The sequence below is a fragment of the Dietzia sp. oral taxon 368 genome (assembly GCF_002999155.1).
Classification (GTDB): Bacteria; Actinomycetota; Actinomycetes; order Mycobacteriales; family Mycobacteriaceae; genus Dietzia; species Dietzia cinnamea.
In genome coordinates this window covers 3,316,890-3,338,087 of sequence record NZ_CP027238.1, presented here as the reverse complement: position 1 = coordinate 3,338,087, position 21,198 = coordinate 3,316,890, and the positions used below count along the sequence as shown (strand labels likewise).

Annotated in this window: 16 protein-coding genes and 1 tRNA gene; 15 read left to right on the top strand and 2 right to left on the bottom strand. The window is 71.3% G+C overall.

The window, feature by feature from the left end; all coding sequences use genetic code 11:
• Nucleotides 1-27 precede the first annotated feature (27 nt).
• From C3V38_RS15610 to C3V38_RS15600, 3 genes are all read left to right on the top strand, one after another.
• Nucleotides 28-1,215, top strand: a complete 1,188-nt coding sequence (locus C3V38_RS15610) for a metallophosphoesterase (protein ID WP_106386263.1) — start codon at nucleotides 28-30, stop codon at nucleotides 1,213-1,215.
• On the top strand, nucleotides 1,212-3,845 hold the full coding sequence (locus C3V38_RS18245) for an AAA family ATPase (RefSeq protein ID WP_106386262.1): 2,634 nt from the start codon (nucleotides 1,212-1,214) through the stop codon (nucleotides 3,843-3,845). Before C3V38_RS15610 ends, C3V38_RS18245 begins: the two co-directional genes overlap by 4 nt.
• A gap of 76 nt (nucleotides 3,846-3,921) precedes the next feature.
• Nucleotides 3,922-4,401 carry a MarR family winged helix-turn-helix transcriptional regulator gene (locus C3V38_RS15600; RefSeq protein WP_254426021.1) on the top strand — a complete coding sequence of 160 codons (480 nt, stop codon included), beginning with the start codon at nucleotides 3,922-3,924 and terminating at the stop codon, nucleotides 4,399-4,401.
• A 147-nt stretch (nucleotides 4,402-4,548) separates the two neighbouring features.
• Here the strand turns inward: C3V38_RS15600 and C3V38_RS15595 are convergent.
• Nucleotides 4,549-4,621, bottom strand: a tRNA-Arg gene (locus C3V38_RS15595).
• A gap of 188 nt (nucleotides 4,622-4,809) precedes the next feature.
• Between C3V38_RS15595 and argS the strand changes: the two genes are divergently transcribed.
• Genes argS through thrB form a run of 5 tightly spaced genes read left to right on the top strand, consistent with a single transcriptional unit; the run spans nucleotide 4,810 to nucleotide 11,264 of the window.
• On the top strand, nucleotides 4,810-6,462 hold the full coding sequence (gene argS, locus C3V38_RS15590; protein WP_106386260.1) for an arginine--tRNA ligase: 1,653 nt from the start codon (nucleotides 4,810-4,812) through the stop codon (nucleotides 6,460-6,462).
• Nucleotides 6,459-7,877, top strand: a complete 1,419-nt coding sequence (gene lysA, locus C3V38_RS15585) for a diaminopimelate decarboxylase (protein ID WP_106386259.1) — start codon at nucleotides 6,459-6,461, stop codon at nucleotides 7,875-7,877. Before argS ends, lysA begins: the two co-directional genes overlap by 4 nt.
• Entirely contained in the window at nucleotides 7,874-9,226 is a 1,353-nt protein-coding gene (locus C3V38_RS15580; RefSeq protein WP_106386258.1) for a homoserine dehydrogenase, read from the top strand. Before lysA ends, C3V38_RS15580 begins: the two co-directional genes overlap by 4 nt.
• On the top strand, nucleotides 9,223-10,305 hold the full coding sequence (gene thrC / locus C3V38_RS15575; RefSeq protein WP_061227661.1) for a threonine synthase: 1,083 nt from the start codon (nucleotides 9,223-9,225) through the stop codon (nucleotides 10,303-10,305). The genes C3V38_RS15580 and thrC overlap by 4 nt, the downstream gene beginning before the upstream one ends.
• The gene (gene thrB / locus C3V38_RS15570; RefSeq protein WP_007628485.1) at nucleotides 10,302-11,264 is read left to right on the top strand and encodes a homoserine kinase; all 963 of its coding nucleotides are present in this window, start codon (nucleotides 10,302-10,304) and stop codon (nucleotides 11,262-11,264) included. The genes thrC and thrB overlap by 4 nt, the downstream gene beginning before the upstream one ends.
• Before the next feature lie 78 nt (nucleotides 11,265-11,342).
• On the opposite strand, the gene C3V38_RS15565 is transcribed toward thrB, so the two are convergent.
• A complete protein-coding gene (locus C3V38_RS15565) occupies nucleotides 11,343-13,004 on the bottom strand; it encodes a long-chain-fatty-acid--CoA ligase (protein ID WP_254426020.1) in 1,662 nt (553 codons plus the stop codon).
• Between the two features lie 314 nt (nucleotides 13,005-13,318).
• Here C3V38_RS15565 and rho point away from each other — a divergent pair, with 314 nt between their 5' ends.
• From rho to C3V38_RS15530, 7 genes are all read left to right on the top strand, one after another.
• On the top strand, nucleotides 13,319-15,496 hold the full coding sequence (rho, locus tag C3V38_RS15560; protein ID WP_371412129.1) for a transcription termination factor Rho: 2,178 nt from the start codon (nucleotides 13,319-13,321) through the stop codon (nucleotides 15,494-15,496).
• Nucleotides 15,493-16,578 (top strand): peptide chain release factor 1, encoded by a 1,086-nt coding sequence (prfA, locus tag C3V38_RS15555; RefSeq protein WP_007627631.1) that lies wholly within the window; start codon nucleotides 15,493-15,495, stop codon nucleotides 16,576-16,578. The genes rho and prfA overlap by 4 nt, the downstream gene beginning before the upstream one ends.
• Before the next feature lie 113 nt (nucleotides 16,579-16,691).
• Complete coding sequence (locus C3V38_RS15550) at nucleotides 16,692-17,666, top strand: IS481 family transposase (RefSeq protein WP_106385127.1); 975 nt, start codon at nucleotides 16,692-16,694, stop codon at nucleotides 17,664-17,666.
• A gap of 22 nt (nucleotides 17,667-17,688) precedes the next feature.
• A complete protein-coding gene (prmC, locus tag C3V38_RS15545; protein WP_106386255.1) occupies nucleotides 17,689-18,663 on the top strand; it encodes a peptide chain release factor N(5)-glutamine methyltransferase in 975 nt (324 codons plus the stop codon).
• The gene (locus C3V38_RS15540; protein ID WP_061227665.1) at nucleotides 18,660-19,313 is read left to right on the top strand and encodes an L-threonylcarbamoyladenylate synthase; all 654 of its coding nucleotides are present in this window, start codon (nucleotides 18,660-18,662) and stop codon (nucleotides 19,311-19,313) included. The genes prmC and C3V38_RS15540 overlap by 4 nt, the downstream gene beginning before the upstream one ends.
• Before the next feature lie 3 nt (nucleotides 19,314-19,316).
• A complete protein-coding gene (locus C3V38_RS15535) occupies nucleotides 19,317-20,477 on the top strand; it encodes a glycosyltransferase family 4 protein (RefSeq protein WP_106386254.1) in 1,161 nt (386 codons plus the stop codon).
• 10 nt (nucleotides 20,478-20,487) lie between these two features.
• Entirely contained in the window at nucleotides 20,488-20,934 is a 447-nt protein-coding gene (locus C3V38_RS15530) for a hypothetical protein (protein ID WP_106386253.1), read from the top strand.
• The last annotated feature ends 264 nt before the right edge of the window (nucleotides 20,935-21,198 follow it).

The window sequence follows — 21,198 nt, the reverse complement described above, 5'->3', positions numbered from 1 at the left end:
GTCGGACCGGCGTCCTACGATGCGGCCATGATCACCCCACGGGACGGCGAGACGATCCGGTTCCTGCACTCCGCCGACTGGCAGCTCGGCATGACCCGGCGGTTCCTCGGAGGCGAGTCGCAGGCCGTCTACACCGCCGACCGGCTGGCCGCCGTGAAGGCGCTCGGCACGCTCGCGGCCGAACACGGGGCGCAGTTCATCGTGGTGGCCGGCGACGCCTTCGAGGACAACGCGGTGCCGCGCTCGGTCGTCCTGCGCGCGGTCGAGGCCTTGGCGGCGTTCCCGGTGCCGGTGTTGGTGCTACCCGGCAACCACGACCCGCTCGACGTGTCGTCGGTGTTCCGCTGCAGGGACTTCGCGCCGGCGGTCGAGGGCGGCGGCGTCGTCGTGCTCGACGGCACCGGGCCGGTCGAGGTTGTGCCCGGCGTCGAGGTCGTGGGCGTCCCGTGGACATCCAAGCGGCCGGATCCCTCCCGACTGCCGGCGTTGCTGGACTCCCTGGAGCCGACGGACGGTCTGCGTGTCCTGGTCGCCCACGGGGGGACGGACGAGATCTACGGCGGTCACTCGCCGTCGGTCGAGGCGATCGCGGTCGCCCCCCTGGAGGAGGCCATCGGATCGGGTCGGCTGGACTACGTCGCACTCGGCGACCGGCACTCGGTGACCCGGGTCGGCTCCGGTGAGCGGATCTGGTTCTCGGGCAGCCCGGAGACCACCGATTTCGACGATGTGGAGAGCGACTCGGGCCACGCCCTGCTCGTCGAACTCTCCCTGGCCGTGCCCCCGTCGCAGCGGGGTGCCTGCACGGTCACGCCGCTACGGACGGGACGATGGTCGTTCCGTGCGATCGACGCCCGGATCGACACGGACGCCGATCTCGACGCCCTGGCGGAGCGGATCGAGGCCATGGACGACAAGCCGCGGACGGTGCTCAAGCTCGGGCTCACGGGTACGGTCGGGGTCGCTCTCCGGGCGCGAATCGACGACCTTCTGGAGACGTGGGACGCGCTGTTCGCCGCCGCCTACCTGCGACAGTCCCGGACGCATCTGGTCGTCCGGGCCGAGGACACGGACTTCACGGACCTGGTCGACGGGTACGCGGGCCGCGCGGTCGCGGATCTCGTCGCGATGGCCGGGTCCGGCGGGGCCGAGGCCGAGGACGCGGGCCACGCCCTCAGTCTGCTGTACCGACTCGTGGACGGAGCGACGCGATGATCCTGCACCGACTCATGCTCGAGGACTTCCGAGGGGTGGTCCGCGAGGAGGTCGAACTGGAACCGCGCGGCGTCCTGGTGATCGAGGGACCGAACGAATCGGGCAAGACCAGCCTCATGGACGCCCTGGAGATGCTCCTCGAGCACAAGGCGTCGTCCGGCCGCGCGGAGATCAAGGCCGCGAGCCCCGTGGGCAGGGACGTGCCGGTGGTGGTGGAGGCCGAGTTCACGGTCGACGGGCAGCGGATGCGGTACCGCAAGGAGTTCGTCCGCGGAAAGCGGACGTCACTCGAGTTCCCGGGTTCTACGCGCCCGGCGCTGAGCGGCGACGACGCGCACGACCACGTCCGCGACCTGCTGGACCGCCAGGTGGACCGGTCGCTGTGGAAGGCACTGCGGATCGCGCAGGACGAACCGGTGGGTCAGGTGGACGCGGCCAAGGGGATGGGCTCTCTGCGCCGCGCCCTGGACGCCGCCGCGGGCGGAGAGGACCCCACCGGTGACGACTCGCTGATGGACCGGGTCGCGGAGGAACGCAACCGCTACCTGACGGCCCGCCGGGGCGAGCCGACGGGTGAACTCGCGCGCTCGGAGACGCGGCTCGCCGAGGCACGTGGCGCCCTGTCCGAGGCGCGGGCACGCCACGCCGAGCTCGACGCCGCGGTGTCCGATCACGAGGCGCAGGCGTCCGTCCACCGGGCGCGGCAGGAGTCACTGACCACGCTGCGCGCGGAGGTCGACAGACTGGAGGCCGCCGGCCGCGTGGTGGACGAGCTGCGCCGTGCCCGTGCCGCCGCCGACGCCGAACTCGACCGCGCCGTGGCCGCGCACGACGCCGCGTCCGGCGCGCTGCGGGAGCGTCGGGCACTCGTCGCGAGGGCCGAGGACGAGCAACGCCGGCACGACGACCTGTCGGCGGCCACGGCGGTGGCCGCCGAACGGATGGCGCCGGCGCAGGCCCGGGCCGACCGCGCCCGTGCCGAGCTGGAGGCAGCCGAGGAACGCGTGTCCCGTGCCCGGGCTCGACTCGACGCCGTCCGGGCGGATGAGGAACGGGCGCGGAGGCGCGCTGATCTGGAGGGGATCGAGCGCCTGCTGCGGACGCTCGAGACGCTCGGCGAGGAGCTGCGGGGCAAGGAGACCGACCTCGCCGCGATCGCGGTTCCCGACGGCGCCGTCGAGGCCTGCCGCCGCGCCGAGGACGCGCTCCGGCAGGCCGTCGCCCGGAGCGCGGCCAGCGCGCCCAGGGTGGAGATCGCCGGTGAGGGCGACGTCCGCGTGGCGGGGGAGAGCCTCGATGCGGGGACGGGGTGGACCCGCGACATCGTCGAGGAGACGGTCTTCGAGGTGGGCGCGGTCTCCCTCACGGTCGTCCCCGCGGGCGACACGGAGGCGGTCAGGCGGGAGGAGAACGCCGCCCGCACCGAACGGGACCGGCTCCTCGCCGACCTCGGCATCGACTCCGTCGAGGAGGCGGATCAGCGCGCACGGCGCGCCGAGGGGCTCCGGGCCGAGGTCGCCGCGTTGAGGCGCCGTCGGGCGGACCTGCTCGGCGCCGACAACCCGCAGGATCTCGAGGACCGGCGCGCCGACCTGCGGGCCCTGCTGGCAGACGCGCCGGAACCGGCGGCCGAGGAGGAAGGCGGGCCGGCGGCACCCGATGCCGACGGGGCCGGGGACCCGGCGGAGGAGACCGCGAACGCGGAACAGGCGCTCGCACGATGCCGGGCCGACGACCGCGCCGCGGATGTCGAGGCCGCGACCCTCAGGACCGAGCACGCGACCAAGGCGGCGTTGGCCGCCGAGGCCGCCGGACGGCTCGGCGAGTGCAGAGACGCGCTCAGCGCCGCGAGGGAGGCGGTCTCCGACCGGGACCTGGAGGAGGCTGAGGCGGAGACACGCGAGCACGCCCAGTCGGCGCGGGATAAGGCGCAGCAGGCCAGGGCCGCGCTCGAGGACGCGCTCGCCGATGCACCGCCGGATCTGCTCGAGAACGCGCGGGCCTCATTCGCCACACTCGCGGCGGAGGAACGCGACTCCGCCGCGGCGGTGGCGACGGCGCTCGGTCGGGTCAACGCGATCGGCGACCAGGGACGGCTCGAGGCGGTCGCCACTGCGGAGCGCGAGCTGAACGCGGCGGAGCGGGAGAACGCCGCCCTCTGGCGTCGGGCCCGCGCGGCGGACCTACTCCACCGAACGCTCGTCGCCCGGCGCTCCGAGGCGTTGCTCGCCTATCAGGAGCCGTTCCACCGTGCGGTCGTCGAACTGGGGTCGCTCGTCTACGGGCGGGACTTCGACGTCCGGCTCGGTGAGGACCTGACGATCCTGTCCCGGCGGATCGGAGATGTCACAGTGGATTACGAGTCACTGTCCGGTGGAGCGCGGGAGCAGTTGGCGGTGATCGTCCGGATCGCGTGTGCGCGTCTCGTCGGGGACGACGGCGTCCCGGTGTTCCTCGACGACACCATGGGTTACACCGACCCGACACGCAGGCTCACCATGGGAGCGGTCATCGCCGCGGCCGCGGCGACCTCACAGGTGATCGTGCTAACGTGCGACCGGGCGCGCTTCGCCGGCATCGGTGGGGCCCGGACGCACGTTATGCAGCGATCGGGTGCGTCCAACGGGTGAACGCGGACTGATCGAGTGCGGGTGGCGGGGTAGAGCCTGGACACTCGGCGAAGGAACGTCGTGCTGTAATAGTCACATGAGTCAAACACGCTGGTTGAGCGACGATGAGCAGCGCATGTGGCGGCGGTACCGCGACGCCAATCAATTGCTCGAGCTCGCGATGGAACGGCAACTCCAGCGTGACGCCTCGATGTCCCAGTCCGACTACTCGGTACTCGTGAGCCTCAGCGAGGGCAGCGAGCAGGGTTTGCGTGCTCGTGAACTCGGCGCAGCGCTGGGCTGGGACCGCAGCCGGGTCTCCCACCAGGTCCGTCGGATGGAGGGGCGCGGTCTGGTCGCCAAGGGCGAATGCCCTGAGGACGGTCGCGGCACCGTCGTCACCCTGACCGAGGCCGGCGCCCAGGCGATCGCCGCCGTGGCCCCCAAGCACGTGGAGAAGGTCCGCGAGTTGTTCATCGACGAGCTCACGCCCGAGGAGGTCGGAATGCTAACCGACATCTTCGAAAGGGTCGTGCAGCGCGTCGGGAAGGTAGACGGCATCACCTTGCCGCGGTGACGCCACGGTGACGCCGCGGCAGGGGGCTCATCAGGTGCGCCGCCCACCGGCCCGGCGATTGCCGCGTTGCTCCCGGCGCCCGCCCCGGATAAGTGACAAGCCCTCTCCCGATCCTGCGACTGCGCAGGCGGGAGAGGGCTTGTGTCGTGCCCCCGAAGGGAATCGAACCCCTGACCTTTGGTACCGGAAACCAACGCTCTATCCCCTGAGCTACGAGGGCGGGATACCGGCCCTCAGGGGCCGGAGGCTGTCTCGTGGACCCGCGTGGCGGAGCCGGTCGAACAGCGAAACTGATCGTAGCACCGGGCCCGGGCGGACACCGCATCGGGTGTCCTCCAGCGCGGGTCGCCGGTTCGCCCACGGGCGCCGATTCCCGGGTCGACGTGCCGACATCTAGGATGGTCAGACGTGACTCCCGCCGACCTCGCCGCCGTCATCCGCGCCGCCCTCATCGCCGTTCTCGCCGAGCGCGGTGCCGACACCTCGGTCGTTCCGGAGACGGTGACCGTGGAGCGGCCCCGCAATCCCGAACACGGCGACTACGCGACCAACGTCGCGCTGCAGCTGGCCAAGAAGACCGGGTCCGCGCCGCGGGACCTCGCACAGGCGCTCGCGGACACGTTGGCGCAGGACCCGGGCATCGAGTCGGCGGAGATCGCCGGTCCCGGTTTCCTCAACATCCGGCTCGACTCCGGTGCCCAGGGCTCGCTCGTCGCCACCGTGCTCGAGAAGGGGGAGCGGTACGGTTACGGCGACGCGATGGACGGCCGACGGGTCAATCTCGAGTTCGTCTCCGCGAATCCCACCGGCCCCATCCATCTGGGCGGCACCCGGTGGGCGGCCGTCGGTGACGCGCTCGGCCGCGTCCTGGAGGCCTCCGGAGCCGAGGTCACCCGGGAGTACTATTTCAACGACCACGGTGCCCAGATCGACCGGTTCAGCCGCTCGCTGGCCGCTGCTGCACGTGGCGAGGAGACCCCGGAGGACGGGTACGCCGGGGCATACATCCAGGACATCGCCGCGCAGGTGATGACCGCGCATCCAGGCGTCCTCGACAAGCCGGAGGACGAGGCGCTGGAGACCTTCCGCGCGGCCGGGGTCGACCTGATGTTCTCCCATATCAAGAACTCGCTCGCCGAGTTCGGCACCGTCTTCGACGTCTACACGCACGAGAACTCCATGTTCACCTCGGGCGCCGTTGATCGGGCGATCGAGACGCTCAAGCGCAATGGCAACCTGTACGAGTCCGAGGGTGCGTGGTGGTTGCGTTCCACCGCTTTCGGGGACGACAAGGACCGTGTGGTCCTCAAGTCCGACGGCGACGCCGCCTACATCGCCGGCGACATCGCCTACTTCCTCGACAAGCGCGAGCGGGGATTCGACCTGTGCATCTACATGCTGGGCGCCGACCACCACGGGTACATCGCACGACTCAAGGCGGCCGCCGCGGCGCTTGGCGACGATCCGGCGACGATCGAGGTGCTCATCGGCCAGATGGTCAACCTCGTGCGCGACGGCGAACCGGTGAAGATGAGCAAGCGGGCGGGCACCGTCATCACGCTCGACGACCTCGTGGACGCGATCGGTGTCGACGCCGCGCGCTACGCGCTGATCCGCTCCTCGGTCGACCAGACCATGGACATCGATCTGAAGCTGTGGACGTCGGCGACCAACGACAACCCCGTCTTCTACGTGCAGTACGCGCACGCCCGTCTCTGCTCCCTCGCGCGCAACGCGTCCGACCTCGGGGTCACCACGGAGGGCGCGGATCTGGCACTGCTCGTAGAGGACCGCGAGGGCGCCCTCATCCGGACCATCGGCGAGTTCCCCCGTGTCGTCGCCAGTGCCGCGGACCTGCGCGAGCCGCACCGCGTCGCGAGGTACCTCGAGGAACTGGCCGGCGCCTACCACCGCTTCTACGACACCTGCCGGGTCCTGCCGATGGGCGACGAGGAGCCCGGGCCCCTGCACGCGGCCCGGCTCGCGCTGAGCTCGGCGACCCGGCAGACGCTGGCCAACGGCCTCCGCCTCATCGGCGTCACCGCCCCGGAGAGGATGTGAGCGCGCATCCCGCGGGCGCCCGACACGAGGTCCCGCACGCACCCAGTATCGCCGAGAGGCCCGCCGACGCCGACGACCTCATGGCGCTGGCCCCCTCGGTCTGGCCGCGGGGCGCCCGTCGGCGCGATGACGGCGTCGTCGAGATCGCCGGTGTGCCGGTGACCGATCTGGCCGCCGAGTTCGGGACGCCGTTGTTCGTGATCGACGAAGACGACTTCCGGTCACGCTGCCGCGAGATGGCCGGCGCGTTCGGGGGAGCGGACCGCGTGCACTACGCGTCCAAGGCGTTCCTCACCACCGAGACGGCCCGCTGGGTCGCCGAGGAGGGGCTCAGTCTCGACGTCGCCTCGGGGGGCGAGCTGGCCGTCGCCCTGCGGGCGGACTTCCCGCCGGAGCGGATCACCGTGCACGGCAACAACAAGTCGGCCGGCGAACTGCGGTACGCGGTGCGCAGCGGCGTCGCCCACGTGGTGATCGACGCGATGTCGGAGATCGAGTTGCTGGACCGGATCGCCCGCGAGGAGGGCGTGATCCAGGACGTGTTCATCCGCGTCACCGTAGGCGTCGAGGCCCACACGCACGAGTTCATCGCCACCGCGCACGAGGATCAGAAGTTCGGTTTCTCTCTCGCCGGCGGCGCGGCGATGGAGGCGGTCCGGGCTGTCTTCGCCGCGTCGCACATCCGGCTCACCGGCCTGCACAGCCACATCGGCTCGCAGATCTTCGACATCGACGGATTCGAGCTCGCGGCGCGCCGGGTCATCGGACTCCTGCGCGACATCGTCGACGAGTTCGGGGCGGAACGCACGGCTCAGCTCGACCACCTCGACCTCGGCGGAGGGCTGGGCATCAGCTACGTCCCCTCGGACGATCCGCCCCCGGTGGCCAGGCTCGCCGCCTCCCTCCGGGAGATCGTCGAAGGCTTCGCGCGTGACGCGGGGCTGACCCCTCCGACTCTCGTCGTCGAGCCCGGCCGCGCCATCGCCGGCCCCGGGACGGTCACCGTGTACGAGGTCGGTGTGGTCAAGGACGTCGATCTCGCCGGGGGCGAGCAGAGGCGGTACATCAGCGTCGATGGCGGCATGAGCGACAACATCCGCACGGCCCTCTACGACGCCGTCTACGACGCCCGGCTCGTGGGACGCGCCTCGGGCGCCGAGCCGGTCGTGTCCCGGCTCGTCGGCAAACACTGCGAGAGCGGTGACGTGGTGGTCCGCGACCTGTGGATGCCGGAGGACGCCGGCCCCGGCGACCTGGTGGCCGTCGCGGCCACCGGCGCGTACTGCTACTCCATGTCGAGTCGCTACAACCTGATCGGGCGTCCCGCGGTGGTCGCGGTGCGTGACGGGCGGGCACGACTGATGCTGCGCCGTGAAACCCTGGACGATCTGACGAGCCTGGAGGTGGGACAGTGAGCGACGTAACCGCGTCGGATGTGCGACCCGTGGGAGTGGCGGTACTCGGGATGGGCACCGTCGGAACGGAGGTGATCCGCTACATGACCGAGAACGCCGAGGCGCTGGCCGCCCGCATCGGAGCGCCCCTGGCCCTGCGCGGCGTCGCCGTCCGAGACCTGACCAAGGACCGCGGACTGGACCCGGATCTGCTCACCGCGGACCCGGCTTCGCTCGTCTCGCGCGAGGACGTCGATATCGTCGTCGAGCTCATGGGCGGCATCGACCTCCCACGTCCCCTCCTGCTCGAGGCGTTGCGCCACGGTAAGGCCGTGGTCACCGCGAACAAGGCGTTGCTCGCCGAGTACACCGACGAACTGGCCGAAGCCGCTGACTCGACGCACACCGACCTGTACTTCGAGGCGGCCGTCGCCGGCGCGATCCCCGTCATCGGCCCTCTGCGTCGGTCGATGGCCGGCGACCAGGTCGAGCGCGTGGTGGGCATCGTCAACGGCACCACCAACTACATCCTGTCGGAGATGGGTTCGACCGGCGCGGACTACTCGGAGACGCTCGCCGAGGCCTCACGACTGGGTTACGCCGAGGCAGACCCGACGGCGGACGTCGAGGGCTACGATGCCGCGGCCAAGGCGGCCATCCTCGCCTCGATCGCCTTCCACAGCCGCGTGACCGCCGGGGACGTCTACCGCGAGGGAATCTCGCGCATCTCGCCCGACGATTTCGAGTCCGCGCGTGACATGGACTGCACCATCAAGTTGCTGGCGATCTGCGAGAAGCTGCGTCAGAGCGATGGCTCCGAGGCGGTCTCGGCGCGCGTGTACCCGGCTCTGCTGCCGAACAGCCACCCGCTTGCGGCGGTCAACGGCGCGTTCAACGCGGTCGTGGTGGAGGCCCAGGCGGCTGGTCGCCTCATGTTCTACGGTCAGGGCGCGGGTGGCGCGCCCACGGCCTCCGCCGTACTCGGAGACATGGTCGCGGCCGCGCGCAACAAGGCCGGCGCGGGCCGCGCGCCCGGCGAGTCGACGTACGCCGCCCTGCCCGTGGCGAACATGGACGAGATCTCGACCAGGTACCACGTGCGCATGCGCGTCGCGGACAAGCCGGGTGTGCTCGCACAGGTGGCCACGGAGTTCTCCACTCACGGGGTCTCGATCGCCCAGGTCCGTCAGACCGAGGTCGAGGTGCCCGACGCCGAGGCGGAGGACGTCGAGCCGACCGCCGAGATCACCGTCCTGACCCACCTGGCCACCGAGCGAGCACTGGCGGACACCGTCGCCGCGTTGTCGGACCAGGACGCGGTCACCGCCATCACCAGCGTCATCCGTCTCGAGGGAGTGGACACCGAATGAGTAACACCCACCAGCCTGTGCACCGCCGGTGGCCCGGCCTCATCGAGGCCTACCGGGATCGCCTGCCGATCGGGTCCGACTGGGAGCCGGTGACGCTGTACGAGGGCGGCACCCCGCTCATCCACGCCACCCATCTGTCCGCGGTGACCGGGTGCGAGGTGTACCTCAAGGTGGAGGGCCTCAACCCGACCGGCTCGTTCAAGGACCGCGGCATGACCATGGCGGTCACGGACGCGAAGGCGCGGGGCCAGAAGGCGGTGCTGTGCGCGTCGACGGGCAACACGTCGGCGTCCGCGGCGGCGTACGCCACCCGTGCCGGCATGGGCTGCGCGGTGCTCATCCCGCAGGGCAAGATCGCCGCCGGCAAGCTCGCCCAGGCGGTCATGCACGGCGCGACGATCATCCAGGTCGACGGCAACTTCGACGACTGCCTGGAACTGGCACGCAAGACCACCGCCACCTACGCGGAGATCGGGCTCGTCAACTCCGTGAACCCGGTGCGTATCGAGGGGCAGAAAACCGCGGCGTTCGAGATCGTCGACGTCCTCGGCCGGGCGCCCGACCTGCACTTCCTGCCCGTCGGCAACGCGGGCAACATCACCGCGTACTGGAAGGGCTACACCGAGTACAACGCCGACGGCGTCATCTCGTCCCGGCCGCGGATGATGGGTGTGCAGGCCGCGGGTGCGGCACCGCTCGTCGACGGCGCGCCGGTCAAGGATCCGGAGACCATCGCCACCGCCATCCGGATCGGCGCCCCGGCGTCGTGGGACGGGGCCGTGGCGGCGCGGGATGAGTCCGGCGGGACGTTCCGCAAGCGCACGGATGAGCAGATCCTCGAGGCGTACCGCACGGTCGCCGGCAAGGACGGCGTCTACGTCGAGCCCGCCTCGGCCGCGTCGGTGGCGGGCCTGCTCGACGCGCACGCGAACGGCGAGCTCGAGGCCGGGCAGACCATCGTGTGCACGGTGACCGGTAACGGTCTCAAGGACCCGGACACGGCGCTGCTGGGCATGCCCGAGGTCGAGCCCGTGCCGGTGGACCCCTCCGCGGTGGCCGGCGCTCTCGGTCTGCAGTGAGCGCCGTGGACGGTTCCGGCCCGGAGGTCTTCGGCAGTTCAGGCGGGCGCATCCTGCCCGTCGGCCGGACGGTGACGATCGAGGTCCCCGCCTCGAGCGCGAACCTCGGGCCAGGGTTCGACGCGCTCGGTGTCGCGCTCGGCCTGTACGACACCATCACGGTGACCGTCATCGCCTCGGGTCTCGAGCTCGAGGTCTCGGGGGAGGGCGCCGGCCAGGTGCCGGAGGACGCCTCGCACCTGGTGGCCAAGGCCGTCGAGGCGGGTCTCCGGGCGGGCGGTGTCGGAGCGCCGGGCGTCCGGATCTCGTGCTCCAACTCCATCCCGCACTCGCGCGGTCTCGGATCGTCGGCCTCGGCCGCGGTCGGGGGACTGGTGGCGGCGAACGGACTGATGGACGGTGCGCTGTCCACCGACCATCTCGTGCAGCTGGCGAGTGAGTTCGAGGGTCACCCGGACAACGCCGCCGCGAGTGTCCTGGGCGGCGTCGTGGTCTCGTGGACCGAGCGGTCGTCCGACGGCGTCCACTACCGGGCCGTGCGCATGGAGGTCGACCCGTCGATCGTGGCGACCGTGCTGGTGCCGTCGGAGACGTCCTCGACCGCCCAGACCCGGGGCCTGCTGCCGGCGACCGTCCCACACGAGGACGCGGCGTTCAACGCGAGCCGCGCTGCGCTCATGTCGGTCGCCCTGGCCTCCCACCCCGAGCACCTGCTGGCCGCGACGGAGGACCGGCTGCACCAGTCGTACCGCGCGCCGGCCCTGGTCGGCACCACCGAGTGGGTCACCCGGCTCCGCGAGCGCGGGCTGGCCGCGACGGTTTCCGGTGCGGGCCCGACCGTGTTGGTGCTCGGCACCGGCGCGCTCCCCTCGGATCTGCGGGAACTGGCCGAGCGGCAGGGGTGGACGGTCCGGGACCTGGAGATCGCGGACGGCGCCCGCGTCGTGGCGGCCGGCTGACCGGCGCCTGAGCCGCGTCACCCCGCGCCGACCGGCGGCGCAGCCACGCCGCGCCGCGCAGCGCCTCGCCGACCGGAGTCAGCGCGCCGCGCCCGGCGCGATCGTCGTGACCTGGTATTCGCCCGCGGCGTGGCGGGCGCGGATCCGGATCTTGTCGAACTTTCCGACGGTGGTCTGGGGGATGTTGTCGACGAACGCCCAGTGATCGGGGCGTTTCCACGGCTCGACGAGCCCGTCGAGCCCGTCCCACAGCGAGCGGGCGGTCGCGGTGGCGCCGGCCTTGAGACGCACCAGCACGAGGGGCCGGTTTCCCCAGCGCTCGTCGGGCACGCCGACGACGGCGACCTCCGCGACCCGGTCGTCGCGCAGCACCGCGTGCTCGAGCTCGACGGTGGAGATCAGCTCGCCGCCGGAGGCGATGATGTCGTCGACCCGGTCGACCACGTCGAGGTAGCCCCTCGGCGAGATGGTGCCCACGTCGCCGGTGCGGAGCCATCCGTCGACGAACCGGTCGGACGCCTCGTCCCCGAGGTATCCGGCGGTGACCCACGGTCCGCGGATCTGGAGTTCGCCGGCGGACCACCTGTCGTTCGGCTGGACTCGGTCGCCGTCTACGAGGCGCGCCTCGACGCCGGCGGGGAACCTGCCCTGGCCGAGCATCTGTGCGCGTCGGTAGGTGGCCGACGAGTGCGGGTCCGGGCGCGCGAACGCGGCGATCGGGCTGGATTCGGTGAGGCCGTAGGCCTGCATGATCGTGACGCCGTGGCGCTTGACGAACGCGTCGAACAGCGCCTCGGGCACGGGGGAGCCGCCGACGAGGACCTCGCTGAGGTGGCCGACCTGCTGGGGGTTCGTCTCGAGGCGCTGGAGGAGTCGTTGGAGGGTGGCGGGTGTGGTCGCCATCTTGTTGGGTCGGTAGGTGGCGAGAAGTCCGGCGACGTCTGCGCCGGTGCTCATGACCTTCCCCGGGCGCGGCCTGGCGGTGATGATGCCCGCGCCGGACATGAACGCCGCGTAGGGGAGTCCCCACGCCATGACGTGGTACATGGGGATGGTGGTCAGGACGGTGTCGCCGCTGCGTAGCGCCGCGCTCTCGGCCATGCACATCTGCATGGAGTGGAGCCAGATGGACCGGTGGGTGTAGGCGACGCCCTTGGAGGCGCCTGTGGTGCCCGAGGTGTAGGCGATGGCCGCCGCGGAGCGTTCGTCGAGTTCGGGCCACGGGTAGGTGGTGGGTTGCCCGTCGAGGAGGGCCTCGAGGGCGTGGACCTCGGCGCGCATGTCGCCGGGGGCGGAGGGGACGGCGGCGTCGACGACGACGAGGTGGCGCAGTGTCTCGACCTGTGCGGCCACGGCGTACGCCGAGGGGAGCAGTTCGGGATCGACCACGACGACCTCGACCCGGTTGTCCCTCAGGGCGGAGAGGATGAAGTCCTCCGAACGGTGGATGTTCACGGGGAATGCGACGGCGCCCATGGCGGGCAGCGCGAACATGAGCTCGACGACCTCCGTGCGGGCGCCGGAGAGAATGCCCACCACGTCGCCGGGGCGCACGTCGAGGCCGGCGAGCGCGTGTGCGGTGGCGGCGGCCCGCGAGGCTACGACGTCGAAGCGGACGGGCCGTGGCTCCAGATCTCCGACGAATCCGGTGACGGTGGAACCGCCGTGTCGTTCGGCGGCGTGCTCGAGTATGCGGGAGACGAGCAACGGCGTGTCCGCCATGGTTCCGAACACGGTCACCTCCACCTCGTGCGCCCTTCGGTGTGGTGTACGTTACCGGCCCGGGAGACCGCCCCTCGCGCCGGTCGCGACCCGCGTGAGGGGGATGTGCACGAGATCGGCATCCGGGTAGTATGCTGTACCTCAGTCACGGGCGCCCGGTCGTCCCCGCGTCCCGAGTCATCCCACTTCCATTCCCGCCGCTGCAGGTCGGTACGACGTGGGTCGGTCTCGGTCGGAGCGGCCGATCGGCGAGTGACGTACAGGGATCCCCCGCATCGGGCGGTTCTCCCCTCGCGTGGATCCCCCTCAGACGAAAGATCCGTGCCCGGCCATTGTGCCGGTGCGGAAGGCCCACGTGGCCACCCCGGGACGCCGAGTCCGCTTCCCGGACACCTGCTCGATGCGAGGCGGAACACACCGCCCCGGCCCCGGGCCCAGAAAGGATCCTTGTGACCTCGACGGACACCACTTCCACCCCTCCCCAGGGTGCCGCGCTGTCGGCGATGCGACTGCCCGAGCTCAAGGCACTGGCGCAGCAGATGGGCCTCAAGGGCCTGTCGGGTAAGCGCAAGGGCGACCTCGTCGCGATGATCGAAGGCGCGCGGGGCGGCCGCCCCGCTCAGTCCGACGCACCGCGCCGCGCCGAGACCCCGCGCCAGGCTGATACCCCGCGTCAGGCGGAGACCCCGCGCGAGGCAGAAGCCACGAGCCGGGCGGACGCACCGCAACAGGCGGACGCGCCCCGCCGCGAGGATGCGCACGCGCGGTCCGAGTCCCCCTCGGCCGATGGGCCGGCACCGTCGACGGGTACGGGTCGCCGCGGACGCGGCAACCGGGCGGACGACGCGGGGGAGAAGACGCGCGACGGCGCCGACGGCGGCGAGTCCGCACCGGCGGGCGACGAGGGCGGCTCCCCGGGCGACGGACGCGCCCAGGGCGAGCGGTCGCGCCGCGAGGACGGCAACCGCGGTGGCCAGCGGCAGGGGCGCGGTCATCAGAACCGCGACCAGGACTCCCGGGACCAGCAGGGCGGCCGCAATGACCGCGGCAGCCAGGGCGGCCGGAACAACCAGGGTGGCCGCAACGATCAGGACGGCCAGGGTAGCCGGAACGACCAGGGCGGCCAGGGTAGCCGGAACGACCAGGGCGGCCAGGACGGCGGCGAGAACGGCCCCCGTGGCGACGGCCAGAACCGCGACGACGACGGCGGGGGCCGCGGTCGTCGTGGTCGCCGGCGTCGCGAGCGCAATCGTGGCGGCAACCGCCCGGCCGAGGGTGAGACCGAGGTGCGGGAGGACGACGTCCTCCAGCCGGTCGCCGGCATTCTCGACGTCCTCGACAATTACGCGTTCGTGCGCACCTCCGGCTACCTCGCCGGCAACAACGACGTCTACGTGTCGATGAACATGATCCGTCGTTACGGCCTGCGTCGCGGTGACGCGATCACCGGCGCGGTCAAGATGCCCCGCGACGGGCAGTCCGACGGACAGCACGACGGTCCGGGCGGTGGCCAGGGTGGCGGCCGCGGTGGCGGACAGGGTGGGAAGAACCGAGCGAAGTTCAATCCGATCGCCCGCATCGACACGGTCAACGGCAGCCCGGCGGACCAGGCCCGCCAGCGTCCGGAGTTCTCCAAGCTCACCCCGCTGTACCCCAACCAGCGGCTGCGGCTCGAGACGGAGAAGAACATCATCTCCACCCGCGTGATCGATCTGATCATGCCGATCGGCAAGGGGCAGCGCGCCCTCATCGTGTCGCCGCCGAAGGCCGGTAAGACCACGATCCTGCAGAACATCGCCAACGCGATCGCCACGAACAACCCTGAATGCCACCTGATGGTCGTCCTCGTAGACGAGCGACCGGAGGAGGTCACCGACATGCAGAGGTCGGTCAAGGGCGAGGTCATCGCCTCGACCTTCGACCGTCCGCCGTCCGACCACACGCAGGTCGCCGAGCTCGCGATCGAGCGTGCGAAGCGGCTGGTGGAGCTGGGTCAGGACGTCGTCGTCCTCCTCGACTCGATCACGCGTCTCGGCCGCGCCTATAACAACTCGTCCCCGGCCTCGGGGCGCATCCTGTCCGGTGGTGTCGACTCGACCGCCCTGTACCCGCCCAAGCGGTTCCTCGGCGCGGCACGCAACATCGAGAACGGCGGGTCCCTGACGATCATCGCGACCGCGATGGTCGAGACCGGCTCGGCCGGTGACACCGTGATCTTCGAGGAGTTCAAGGGCACCGGCAACGCCGAGCTCAAGCTGGACCGTCGGATCGCCGAGCGCCGGGTCTTCCCGGCCGTCGACGTCGGCCCTTCGGGTACCCGCAAGGAGGAGCTGCTCATGAGCCCCGAGGAGGCGGGCATCATGCACAAGCTCCGCCGGGTGCTCTCGGGTCTGGACACCCACCAGGCCATCGACCTGCTCATGTCGCAGCTGCGCAAGACCAACACCAACTACGAGTTCCTGTTGCAGGTGGCCAAGACGACGCCCACGCTGCCGCAGGACGAGGAGTGACCCAGGGCGCGGGACGGTCGCCGTCCTCGATCGACGACGTCCTGTCCGAGTACGGGGGCCTCGAGGCGCAGCTGTCCGACCCGACGTTGCACGAGGACGCGGCCGCCGCGCGCCGGGTCGGCAAGAGGTTCGCCGAGTTGACCCCGATCGTGCAGTGTCACCGCGCGCTGGTCTCAACCCGCGACGACGCCGCCGCGGCCCGCGAACTCGCGGGGGACGACCCCTCGTTCGCCGAGGAAGCCGACCGTCTCGACGCCGAGGCCGCCGAGCTCGAGGCACGACTGGCGGATCTCCTGGCGCCCCGCGACCCGCACGACGCCGACGACGTGGTCATGGAGATCAAGTCCGGCGAGGGCGGTGAGGAGTCCGCGCTGTTCGCGGCGGACCTGGCCCGCATGTACACGCGGTACGCCGAGAAGCACGGGTGGATCGTCGAGGTCCTCGGCGTCACCGAGTCCGACCTCGGCGGCTACAAGGACGCGTCGTTCTCCATCCGCTCCCGCCAGCCGTCGCGCGACGGGGTCTGGTCGCGGCTGAAGTTCGAGGGTGGCGTGCACCGCGTTCAGCGGGTGCCCGTCACCGAATCGCAGGGTCGTGTCCACACCTCGGCCGCCGGAGTGCTGGTCTTCCCGGAACCGGAGGACGTCGGCCCTGTGGAGATCGACGAGTCGGATCTGCGGATCGACGTCTACCGCTCGTCCGGCAAGGGCGGGCAGGGCGTCAACACCACGGACTCCGCGGTGCGCATCACCCACCTGCCCACCGGCACGGTCGTCACGTGTCAGAACGAGCGCAGTCAGTTGCAGAACAAGCAACGCGCCCTCCAGGTGCTCGCCGCGCGGCTCCAGGCCGCGGCGGAGGAGGCCGCCGGAGCGGAGGCAGCGGAGGGCCGGGCCAGCCAGGTCCGCACCGTCGACCGCTCGGAGCGCATCCGGACCTACAACTACCCGGAGAACCGCATCGCCGACCACCGGGTCGGGTTCAAGGCCCACAATCTCGACGCCGTGCTGGACGGCGACCTCGACGCGGTGCTCGACGCCCTCGCCGCCGAGGAGCGCCGTCGCCGCATGGAACAGGCCTAGCTGTACTGACCACGGACGTTGTGTCACTGGTCGGCATGGCGGGCTGACATAAGGAAGACCTCCGTGTGAGGTGTGAAAGCGACAAAGCAACCACACTCACAACGGAGGTCTTCATGTCCCACGGTAACGCCCCGCTGACTCCGACGGGCAGGCTGCGTCTGGCCCGGTGTGTCGTCGAGGACGGCTGGACCCGTGTCCGTGCTGCCGAGCGGTTCAACGTCTCGGTGGGCACCGTGCGCAAGTGGGTCAACCGGTATCGCGAGTACGGCAAGGACGGCATGGTCGATCGCTCCAGCCGGCCCCACCACAGCCCGGGCCGGACACCGCGGCGGCGGGAGCGGCGGGTGATCGGCCTGCGCGTGTCCCGCCGGTGGGGGCCGGCCCGGATTGCCTACCACCTGGGCATGCAGCCCTCGACCGTGCACAAGATCCTGTCCCGCTACGGCTGTCTGCGCCTGTCGTTCACCGACCCGGCCACCGGCGCCCCGGTGCGTGCCGGCAAGCGGCAGGTGCGCCGCTACGAGCACGAGGCACCGGGCGATCTGGTGCACGTGGACATCAAGAAGCTCGGCCGCATCCCCGATGGCGGTGGTCACAAGGTCCTCGGCAGAGCCAAGGGAAAGCGCAACAGCAAGCGTCGAATGGGCTACTGGTACATCCACAACGCTGTCGATGACCACTCGAGGCTGGCTTATAGCGAGCTGCTGGAAGATGAGCGCAAGGAGACCGCGGCCGAGTTCTGGAAGCGGGCCGAGGCCTTCTTCGCCGATGCCGGTATCACCGTGCGCCGGGTCCTGACCGACAACGGCAGCTGCTACCGCTCCCATGCCTTCGCCGACGCCCTCGGAACCGAGGTCACGCACAAGCGCACTCGCCCGTACCGGCCGCAGACCAACGGCAAAGTCGAGCGCTACAACCGCACGATGCTCGAGGAATGGGCCTACGCCGAACCCTATTCCTGCGAAGCCGACCGCGCGGCACGTCTACCGGCCTTCCTGCACCACTACAATTTCCACCGCGGCCACACCGCGCTAAGAGGCGCCTCACCCGCAGACCGCGTACACAACCTGCGTGGACAGTACACCTAGCCCGTGGAAGGCTGCTGACGTCGTGGATCCCCGCCCCGCCCCGGCCGCCGAGGTGGTGCGCTCGGCCACCCGGACGCTACAGGCGGCCGGTGTCGACTCGGCACACGTCGAGGCGCAGCTCATCTGCGCCCACGTCCTCGGCATCGACCGCGGCCGACTCATGATCGCCGATGACCTCGACGCCACGGCGGTGGCAGAGGTCGAGCGCATCGTGGCCGCCCGCGCGCGGGATCGGACGCCCCTGCAGTACCTGCTGGGCCGTGCGGCCTCGGGTCGGCTCGACCTGGCCGTGGGGCCCGGCGTGTTCATCCCGCGCCCGGAGACCGAATTGCTCGTCGGGTGGACCCTCGCCGCGCTGCCCGCGCCCGCTCCCGCGCCCGGACCCGGACCGGTGGTGGTAGACCTCTGCGCCGGCAGCGGCACGATCGCGTTGGAGATCGCCCACGCCCGGCCGGATGCAAGCGTGCACGCCGTCGAACTGCACGACGCGGCCCTCGAGTGGCTCCGCCGCAACGCGGACGAGCGGGCGGCGGCGGGGGACACGCCGGTCGAGATCCACCACGCCGACGCCACCGCTCCCGAGACCCTCGTGCACCTGCGGGGCCGGGTCGCGGCCGTCGTGTCCAACCCGCCGTACATCCCCGTGACCGACGACCTGCCCGCCGAGGTCCTCGCGCACGAGCCGGCCACCGCGCTGTTCGGGGGAGGGGACGGCCTCGTCGTCGTCGTCCCCCTCGTCGACCTCGCGGCCGCGCTCCTCGCGCCCGGCGGCCTCCTCGCCGTCGAGCACGACGACACGACCGGCGACGCGGTCGCCGCGGTGATCTCCGCTCAGGGGGGTTTCGGTACCGTGGAGCAGCACACCGACCTAGCCGGTCGGCCGCGGTTCGTCACCGCGAGGCGACTCGACGCGCGCCGCGGCACCGTCGGCGACCACGGTGACACCCACGACGACGACGAGGTCGTCACGAGCGCCCGGAAGGGGACCACCAGGTGACCATCACCTACGACTGCACCGAGGACACCGGCCGCGAGGTCGGCCTCAGCTCCGCGGCCGGCGCCCTGCGCGCGGGCAGGCTGGTCGTGACCCCCACCGACACGCTCTACGGCATCGCCGCCGACGCCTTCGACCCCGACGCCGTCAACCTGCTGCTGTCGGCCAAGCACCGCGGGCCCGACATGCCCGTGCCCGTGCTGGTCGGATCATGGGAGACCATCGACGGCCTCGTCGTGAGCACGCCCGCCCCCGCCCGGGACCTCATCCGTGCCTTCTGGCCCGGCGGGCTGAGCCTCATCGTGCACCAGGCGCCGTCGCTGAACTGGAACCTCGGCCACACCCGCGGCACCGTCATGCTGCGCATGCCGCTGCACCCGGTGGCCATCGAGCTCCTCCGGGAGGTCGGTCCGCTCGCGGTGTCCAGCGCCAACGTCTCCGGACAGCCGCCGGCGACGACCGTCGCCCAGGCGCGCGAGCAGCTCGGCGACTCCGTCGCCGTGTATCTCGACGGCGGTCCCTGCGCGATCGGGGCCCCGTCGACGATCGTCGATCTCACCGGGGCCGCGCCGCGCATCGTGCGTGAGGGTGCGGTGACCGCCGAGCGCGTCGGAGAGGTCCTCGGCATCGATCCCGCGGCCCTGCGCGGCTGAGCCGTGGGCATCGGGATCCCGTTCCGGGAGCTCCTGCTCATCGGTGTCACCGCCGGTCTCGTCACCTTCGTCGTGACCGGACTCGTCAGGGGAGTGGCGCCCGCGATCGGCGGTCTCGCCTATCCGCGGGAGCGCGACGTGCACGTCGTGCCCACCCCCCGGCTCGGCGGGGTGGGCGTCTTCACCGGGCTGCTCGTCGCCGTCTACCTGGCCGCCCAACTCCCCGCCCTCAATCGCGCATTCCCGCCCTTCGCGCCCGACGTCGAGGCCACCATCATGGCCGGCGGCGTCATCGTCCTGGTGGGGATCGTCGACGACATCCTCGGCCTCGGAGCCGTCACGAAACTCGCCGGTCAGGCCGCGGCCGCCGGCGTCCTGGTGGCCATGGGCGTGTCGTGGACCCTCGTGTACCTGCCGTTCGGCGACGGCAACATCCTCGTCCTGGACCAGCTCCAGGCCGGGCTGCTCACCGTCGTCTTCACGCTGGCGATCGTCAACGCGATGAACTTCGTCGACGGGCTCGACGGGCTCGCCGCCGGCCTCGGCGCGATCGCCGCGCTCGCCATCTGCGTGTTCTCCGTCGGCATCATGCTCGACCAGGGCGGCACGGTCGGCGCCTATCCGCCGGCGCTCGTCACCGCCGTGCTCGCGGGCGCGCTCCTGGGCTTCCTGCCCCACAACTTCCAGCCCGCGCGCATCTTCATGGGTGACTCCGGGTCGATGCTCATCGGACTGGTACTCGCCGCGGCCTCCACCAGCGCGTCCGGGAAGATCTCGCAGAGCCTGTACGGGCCGCAGGAGATGATCGTGCTGCTCTCGCCGGTGATCGTCGTGGCCGCGGCGATGTTCGTGCCCGTCCTCGACCTCGTCATGGCGGTCGTGCGCCGCGTCGGGGCGGGCCGCAGCCCGTTCGCGCCGGACAAGATGCACCTCCACCACCGCCTCCTCGCACTGGGTCACTCCCATCGCCGCGTCGCCCTCGTGATCTACGCCTGGGTCTCGCTCATCGCCTTCGGCGCCGTGGGCGCGACCATGCTGCCCACCGAGGTGATCGTGCCGCTCGTCGCCGCCGGTCTGCTCTTCGTGCTGGCCGCGACCCTGGTGCCGCGCCTCCGCAGCTCGCGGGCGCAACACCACACGGGAGGCGGGACCGCATCCGGCTAGGCTGCACGGCATGACTGATGCGCCCGCACCCGACGACCGTCCCGCCGAGAGCCCGCACACCACCGCGTTGCGCAAAGCGGTCCGGCTCGGCGTCCTGGCACTCGCCGTGCTCGCCGTCATCAGCGCAATCGTCTGGGCCCTCGTCGACGGTCTTCCCGGGTTGTGGGGCGCGCTGATGGGCGCCGGGATCGGCGGGGCGTTCGTGCTCACCACCGCGATAGTCGTCATCGCCACCGCACGCTCCGCACCGCAGACCACCGCGGCGGTCGTGCTGGGCACGTGGCTCCTCAAGCTTCTGGTGGCGATGGGTGTGGTCGCCGCCCTCGCACAGTTCGATTTCTATTCGCACACGGCCTTCGGCGTGACGATCATCGTCTCGCTGGTCGTGGTGCTCGCGGGGGAGACGTGGGCCGTGCTCAAGACCCGGACGCCGTACGTCGAACCCACCGTGTCCTGAGGGGTGCCCCTGCCGTCACGGACCGAGACCGGGGTGTTACTCTTTACGACGGTGAGACGAGCACGTCACCGGGCTGCCACGTGGCCTGACGACGTTCGCGCGCTGACCCGATCCGGCCGCGAACTCCGGGCCGCTCATACCGAACGCGCTGGGGCGCCCGTCGCCCGACACGACCAGGGGAGAACACACTGAGTACCACGCTTCTGGCCTTCAAAGGCGAGTTCCACCCCCCGAACATCGACAAGGAGTTCTTCCCTGCCGAGC